Source organism: Dactylosporangium sp. NPDC005555, from assembly GCF_040605635.1.
Lineage (GTDB): Bacteria > Actinomycetota > Actinomycetes > Mycobacteriales > Micromonosporaceae > Dactylosporangium.
Genome location: NZ_JBEXDG010000135.1, coordinates 1 through 5,765 on the forward strand (window position 1 = coordinate 1; position 5,765 = coordinate 5,765).

At 48.0% G+C, this 5,765-nt stretch carries 2 tRNA genes, 3 rRNA genes and 1 pseudogene; all 6 read left to right on the forward strand.

Annotation, left to right across the window (positions count from 1 at the left end):
- A pseudogene (locus tag ABZS58_RS50820) lies at positions 1 to 305 on the forward strand (gluconate transporter); the annotation flags it as partial.
- Between the two features lie 316 nt (positions 306 to 621).
- A 16S ribosomal RNA gene (locus ABZS58_RS50825) occupies positions 622 to 2,168 on the forward strand.
- 93 nt (positions 2,169 to 2,261) lie between these two features.
- Positions 2,262 to 2,334, forward strand: a tRNA-Ala gene (locus ABZS58_RS50830).
- A gap of 138 nt (positions 2,335 to 2,472) precedes the next feature.
- Positions 2,473 to 5,373: ribosomal RNA gene (locus ABZS58_RS50835) — 23S ribosomal RNA — on the forward strand.
- 83 nt (positions 5,374 to 5,456) lie between these two features.
- Positions 5,457 to 5,572, forward strand: a 5S ribosomal RNA gene (rrf, locus tag ABZS58_RS50840).
- Together the 16S, 23S and 5S rRNA genes with 2 tRNA genes alongside form the textbook arrangement of a ribosomal RNA operon.
- A 9-nt stretch (positions 5,573 to 5,581) precedes the next feature.
- Positions 5,582 to 5,653 (forward strand) — tRNA-Glu (locus ABZS58_RS50845).
- Positions 5,654 to 5,765 lie beyond the last annotated feature (112 nt).

Consider the following 5,765-nt stretch of genomic DNA (forward strand, 5'->3'; position numbering starts at 1 on the left):
CTTGGATCATCACAGTAATTTTACGTGTAGCCTTAGGTTCTGCAACCGTGGCCGCTTTAACAGCAGCAGGTTTAGTTCAACCAATGCTTGCATCAGCTTCTCCAAATACAGCCGCACTAATGGTCTTGGCAATAGGGGCAGGTTCAATTGCCGCATCTCATGTTAACGATGCAGGATTCTGGATGTTTAAAGAATACTTTGATTTAGATGTCAAACAAACATTAAAAACTTGGACAGTACTAGAAACGATTATCGCAGTTGTAGGTTTAGGGATAGTCATGTTGATGAGTATCTGGGTACATTAATAAAAAAATAAGTCAATTTTGACTTATTTTTTTAATTTGTCAAAGCTAGTGGTGGCATGAAATAAAGCGAATACAGGAGAGGGAAAAAGCGAACGTAAGATAAAAAAAGGTATAAAAGTCACAGTTAATTCTTGACAAGTTTAGTTAGGTTTGATAGAATATAATAGTTGTCGCAAGAGACGAGGGTCTTGAAGCGATAAGCTAGACCATTGAAAACTGAATAAAGAAGAATGACTCATGTGATGTAGTAAGATACATCAAAAATCTGTCAATCAATAATGAAAGACAAGCCAGTCACTAAGGTGACTTAAATACTTTATTTGAGAGTTTGATCCTGGCTCAGGACGAACGCTGGCGGCGTGCCTAATACATGCAAGTTGAGCGCTGAAGGTTGGTACTTGTACCGACTGGATGAGCAGCGAACGGGTGAGTAACGCGTGGGGAATCTGCCTTTGAGCGGGGGACAACATTTGGAAACGAATGCTAATACCGCATAAAAACTTTAAACACAAGTTTTAAGTTTGAAAGATGCAATTGCATCACTCAAAGATGATCCCGCGTTGTATTAGCTAGTTGGTGAGGTAAAGGCTCACCAAGGCGATGATACATAGCCGACCTGAGAGGGTGATCGGCCACATTGGGACTGAGACACGGCCCAAACTCCTACGGGAGGCAGCAGTAGGGAATCTTCGGCAATGGACGAAAGTCTGACCGAGCAACGCCGCGTGAGTGAAGAAGGTTTTCGGATCGTAAAACTCTGTTGGTAGAGAAGAACGTTGGTGAGAGTGGAAAGCTCATCAAGTGACGGTAACTACCCAGAAAGGGACGGCTAACTACGTGCCAGCAGCCGCGGTAATACGTAGGTCCCGAGCGTTGTCCGGATTTATTGGGCGTAAAGCGAGCGCAGGTGGTTTATTAAGTCTGGTGTAAAAGGCAGTGGCTCAACCATTGTATGCATTGGAAACTGGTAGACTTGAGTGCAGGAGAGGAGAGTGGAATTCCATGTGTAGCGGTGAAATGCGTAGATATATGGAGGAACACCGGTGGCGAAAGCGGCTCTCTGGCCTGTAACTGACACTGAGGCTCGAAAGCGTGGGGAGCAAACAGGATTAGATACCCTGGTAGTCCACGCCGTAAACGATGAGTGCTAGATGTAGGGAGCTATAAGTTCTCTGTATCGCAGCTAACGCAATAAGCACTCCGCCTGGGGAGTACGACCGCAAGGTTGAAACTCAAAGGAATTGACGGGGGCCCGCACAAGCGGTGGAGCATGTGGTTTAATTCGAAGCAACGCGAAGAACCTTACCAGGTCTTGACATACTCGTGCTATTCCTAGAGATAGGAAGTTCCTTCGGGACACGGGATACAGGTGGTGCATGGTTGTCGTCAGCTCGTGTCGTGAGATGTTGGGTTAAGTCCCGCAACGAGCGCAACCCCTATTGTTAGTTGCCATCATTAAGTTGGGCACTCTAACGAGACTGCCGGTGATAAACCGGAGGAAGGTGGGGATGACGTCAAATCATCATGCCCCTTATGACCTGGGCTACACACGTGCTACAATGGATGGTACAACGAGTCGCGAGACAGTGATGTTTAGCTAATCTCTTAAAACCATTCTCAGTTCGGATTGTAGGCTGCAACTCGCCTACATGAAGTCGGAATCGCTAGTAATCGCGGATCAGCACGCCGCGGTGAATACGTTCCCGGGCCTTGTACACACCGCCCGTCACACCACGGGAGTTGGGAGTACCCGAAGTAGGTTGCCTAACCGCAAGGAGGGCGCTTCCTAAGGTAAGACCGATGACTGGGGTGAAGTCGTAACAAGGTAGCCGTATCGGAAGGTGCGGCTGGATCACCTCCTTTCTAAGGAATATATACAAAGACGTGAGCATTCAACTTTATTCAGTTTTGAGGGGTTTAGTGATAAACCTAAGCAAGAATCAAATTCTTGATTGTGGGGCCTTAGCTCAGCTGGGAGAGCGCCTGCTTTGCACGCAGGAGGTCAGCGGTTCGATCCCGCTAGGCTCCATTGTCAGACAAGACGTTAAAATCACTTGAACATTGAAAACTAAATAACAATATCTAATAACGATAAATAAACCAAAAGCTGTGAATTTTAAAGAATTTACAAACTTATACTTGAAAAACGATGATTATAAATCATCATGGCAAAGTTAATAAGGGCGCACGGTGGATGCCTTGGCACTAAGAGCCGATGAAGGACGTGACTAACGACGATATTCTAGGGGGAGCAGTAAGTACGCATTGATCCCTAGGTCTCCGAATGGGGAAACCCAGCTGCTACTAGCAGTTATTCATGAGTGAATACATAGCTCATGTAAAGGTAACGCAGAGAACTGAAACATCTAAGTACCTGCAGGAAGAGAAAGTAAAAACGATTTCGTAAGTAGCGGCGAGCGAACGCGAAGAAGGGCAAACCAAGAAGCTTGCTTCTTGGGGTTGTAGGACTGCAACGTGGACTTAAGCATTATAGTCGAATAACCTGGGAAGGTTAATCAAAGAGGGTAATAATCCCGTAGACGAAATAGCGCTTATACCTAGCAGTATCCTGAGTAGGGCTGGACACGCGAAATCCAGTTTGAATCCGGGAGGACCATCTCCCAACCCTAAATACTCCTTAGTGACCGATAGTGAACCAGTACCGTGAGGGAAAGGTGAAAAGAACCCCGAGAGGGGAGTGAAATAGCACCTGAAACCGTGTGCCTACAAGAAGTTCGAGCCCGTTAATGGGTGAGAGCGTGCCTTTTGTAGAATGAACCGGCGAGTTACGTTATGATGCGAGGTTAAGTTGAAGAGACGGAGCCGTAGGGAAACCGAGTCTGAATAGGGCGACTTAGTATCATGATGTAGACCCGAAACCTAGTGACCTATCCATGAGCAGGGTGAAGGTGTGGTAAGACGCACTGGAGGCCCGAACCAGGACACGTTGAAAAGTGTTTGGATGACTTGTGGATAGCGGAGAAATTCCAAACGAACTGGGAGATAGCTGGTTCTCTCCGAAATAGCTTTAGGGCTAGCGTCGAAATGTAAGTGTATTGGAGGTAGAGCACTGTTTGGGTGAGGGGTCCGTCTAGGATTACCAATCTCAGATAAACTCCGAATGCTAATACACATGTTCGGCAGTCAGACTGCGAGTGCTAAGATCCGTAGTCGAAAGGGAAACAGCCCAGACCAACAGCTAAGGTCCCAAAATATATGTTAAGTGGAAAAGGATGTGGGGTTGCACAGACAACTAGGATGTTAGCTCAGAAGCAGCTATCATTCAAAGAGTGCGTAATAGCTCACTAGTCGAGTGACCCTGCGCCGAAAATGTACCGGGGCTAAACATATTACCGAAGCTTTGGATTGATATTTTATCAATGGTAGGAGAGCGTTCTTAACCGCGATGAAGGTATACCGTGAGGAGTGCTGGAGCGTTAAGAAGTGAGAATGCCGGTATGAGTAGCGCAAGATAAGTGAGAATCTTATCCACCGTAAGACTAAGGTTTCCAGGGGAAGGCTCGTCCGCCCTGGGTTAGTCGGGACCTAAGGCGAGGCCGAAAGGCGTAGTCGATGGACAACTGGTTGATATTCCAGTACTAGATATGATCGTGATGGAGGGACGCAGTAGGCTAAGAGATGCCAGTTAATGGATTCTGGTCTAAGCAGTGAGGTGTGAGATGTGTCAAATGCATTTCTCTTTAACATTGAGCTGTGATGGGGAAGCAACTACGGTTGCGAACTCTCTGATGTCACACTGCCAAGAAAAGCTTCTAGCGTAAAGTCATATCTACCCGTACCGCAAACCGACACAGGTAGTCGAGGCGAGTAGCCTCAGGTGATCGAGAGAACTCTCGTTAAGGAACTCGGCAAAATAGCCCCGTAACTTCGGGAGAAGGGGTGCTGGTGTAAAAGCCAGCCGCAGTGAATAGGCCCAAGCAACTGTTTATCAAAAACACAGCTCTCTGCTAAACCGCAAGGTGATGTATAGGGGGTGACGCCTGCCCGGTGCTGGAAGGTTAAGAGGAGTGCTTAGACGTAAGTCGAAGGTATGAATTGAAGCCCCAGTAAACGGCGGCCGTAACTATAACGGTCCTAAGGTAGCGAAATTCCTTGTCGGGTAAGTTCCGACCCGCACGAAAGGCGTAATGATTTGGGCACTGTCTCAACGAGAGACTCGGTGAAATTTTAGTACCTGTGAAGATGCAGGTTACCCGCGACAGGACGGAAAGACCCCATGGAGCTTTACTGTAGTTTGATATTGAGTACCTGTAAGTCATGTACAGGATAGGTAGGAGCCATTGAAATAGGGACGCTAGTTTCTATTGAGGCGTTGTTGGGATACTACCCTTGACTTATGGTTACTCTAACCCGCTGGCATAATCGGCCAGGGAGACAGTGTCTGACGGACAGTTTGACTGGGGCGGTCGCCTCCTAAAGAGTAACGGAGGCGCTCAAAGGTTGGCTCAGATTGGTTGGAAATCAATCGTAGAGTGTAAAGGTAAAAGCCAGCTTGACTGCGAGAGCTACAACTCGAGCAGGTAGGAAACTAGGACTTAGTGATCCGGTGGTACCGCATGGAAGGGCCATCGCTCAACGGATAAAAGCTACCCTGGGGATAACAGGCTTATCTCCCCCAAGAGTTCACATCGACGGGGAGGTTTGGCACCTCGATGTCGGCTCGTCGCATCCTGGGGCTGTAGTCGGTCCCAAGGGTTGGGCTGTTCGCCCATTAAAGCGGCACGCGAGCTGGGTTCAGAACGTCGTGAGACAGTTCGGTCCCTATCCGTCGCGGGCGTAGGTAATTTGAGAGGATCTGTCCTTAGTACGAGAGGACCGGGATGGACTTACCGCTGGTGTACCAGTTGTTCCGCCAGGAGCACGGCTGGATAGCTATGTAGGGAAGGGATAAGCGCTGAAAGCATCTAAGTGCGAAGCCCACCTCAAGATGAGATTACCCATTCGTAAGAATTAAGAGCCCAGAGAGATGATCTGGTAGATAGGCTGGAAGTGGAAGAGTTGCGAGACTTGGAGCGGACCAGTACTAATCGCTCGAGGACTTTACCAAAAGAGTCAAATATAATATGCTTATGGTTTAAAAGTTAGAAGAATTGTTATTTAGTTTTGAATGTTCAAGGTAACATTTAATGATTTGGTCATCATTGCGATGGAGATACACCTGTTCCCATGTCGAACACAGAAGTTAAGTCCATCTACGGCGGAAGTACTTGGGGGTTGCCCCCTGGGAGATAGGCGAGTGGCCAAGTTGAAAGTATGGTCCGTTGGTCAAGGGGTTAAGACACCGCCTTTTCACGGCGGTAACACGGGTTCGAATCCCGTACGGACTATATCTGGAGGATTACCATTTCGGTGAACCGTTGCGCGCAGCGACCTGTGTCCACCCCGCACAAGGAGCTCCGTGTTCACCCAACGCCGGCGCGCGTCACGCGCGCTACTCAG